The organism is Embleya sp. NPDC050154 (assembly GCF_044460165.1).
In the GTDB taxonomy this organism is placed as follows: Bacteria; Actinomycetota; Actinomycetes; order Streptomycetales; family Streptomycetaceae; genus Embleya.
Window position 1 is genome coordinate 1 of the sequence record NZ_JBITJP010000082.1, and the last position, 1,223, is coordinate 1,223.

2 protein-coding genes are annotated in these 1,223 nt (G+C 66.6%); both read right to left on the reverse strand.

From position 1 onward, the window contains the following. Positions 1-15: 15 nt before the first annotated feature. Positions 16-654 (reverse strand): IS630 family transposase, encoded by a 639-nt coding sequence (locus tag ACIBSV_RS50680; RefSeq protein WP_395874808.1) that lies wholly within the window; start codon positions 652-654, stop codon positions 16-18. Next, complete coding sequence (locus ACIBSV_RS50685) at positions 540-1,133, reverse strand: helix-turn-helix domain-containing protein (protein WP_395874810.1); 594 nt, start codon at positions 1,131-1,133, stop codon at positions 540-542. Before ACIBSV_RS50685 ends, ACIBSV_RS50680 begins: the two co-directional genes overlap by 115 nt. Between the last annotated feature and the right edge of the window lie 90 nt (positions 1,134-1,223).

The window sequence follows — 1,223 nt, forward strand, 5'->3', positions numbered from 1 at the left end:
CTAGTGCTGCATTCCTCAAAGGGTGTACACGAAGCGGCGCCGTAATGTGCGGGTCGGTGGGGCGGGTCTGCCCCATATCCATGGTTTCGCCCGGGTGTTGAGTTGGGTTGTCGCGACGCGGGTGGCGTGGTCTATCTCGTCCGGGTCGGCGAAGGATCGGCCTGCCAGGGCGGCCTTGCGAAAGATGCGCCACCATCCCTCCTGCAGGTTCAACCAGCAGGCGCCGACCGGGATGAAGACGTGTTGGATCCTGGGATGGTCGACGAGCCACTCCCGGGTGGAAAAGCTGTTGTGGGAAGAGAGGTTGTCGGTGACGACCACGATGTCGCCGGTCGGATTGGCGTCTTCGACGAGCGTGAGAAAGCGCTGGTAGAAGACGCTGTTGCGCGACGTGGCGGTCATCGTGACCTCGGTCCCGTCCCGGACCCGCAGGCCCCCGTAGACCCAGGTCTTCTCCGGGCCGCGGCTGTAGTCGAGCACGTTCTTGATGCGGTGTCCGTCCGGCGACCAACCCGGCGCCGGCGGGAACGAGCGCGGGATCACCGGGCCGAGTTCGTCGACGCAGACGACCGTCGCGTCTTCGGGCGGGCTGGTGTAGAGCTCGACGATCCGCGTCCTTTTCCCGCGAAATCCGGGTCCCTCGACCGAACCCACGACCGCGTGCGGCGCCACCGCACACCCTCCGCGAGCAGGATCCTGCGAACCTGACTTCGACCCACCTCGATACCCATCCTGCCGGCCTCGGCGGCCAGGGAATCCAATGTCCACTCCGGCGGCCCGGCCTCGTCCTCGGCGTACAGGTCCCCATAGGGTTGCGTCGTGAGACGTCCGGAGGGAACTCCCCTCACCAGTGCGACGATTCGCGATCGTTCGGCCTCGGTGATCCGCCGTTTGCGGCCGCACCCGGGCCGGTCGCCGAGGCCGTCCAGGCCCTGTTCGTTGAACCGGTGCAGCCACCGCCGTACCGTCTTCGCGTCGCACCCCGCCCGATCGGCCACTCGCGGCACGCGCAGGCCTTCCCAGCTCAGCGTGACGATCCTGGCACGGAGGATCCAGTCCGCCGGCGCGTGACGCGCCGCAGCCAGTCTCCGGATCTTCTTCTCCTCGTCCCCGTCAACGGGTTGACGAGCCATCAGAAACTTCGGCACCACACTCGCCCCCGAGCAGCCGAAACAGCACTGTTTGACCACTACTTACCCACCCAAAGCGGAACTTAGCACTAG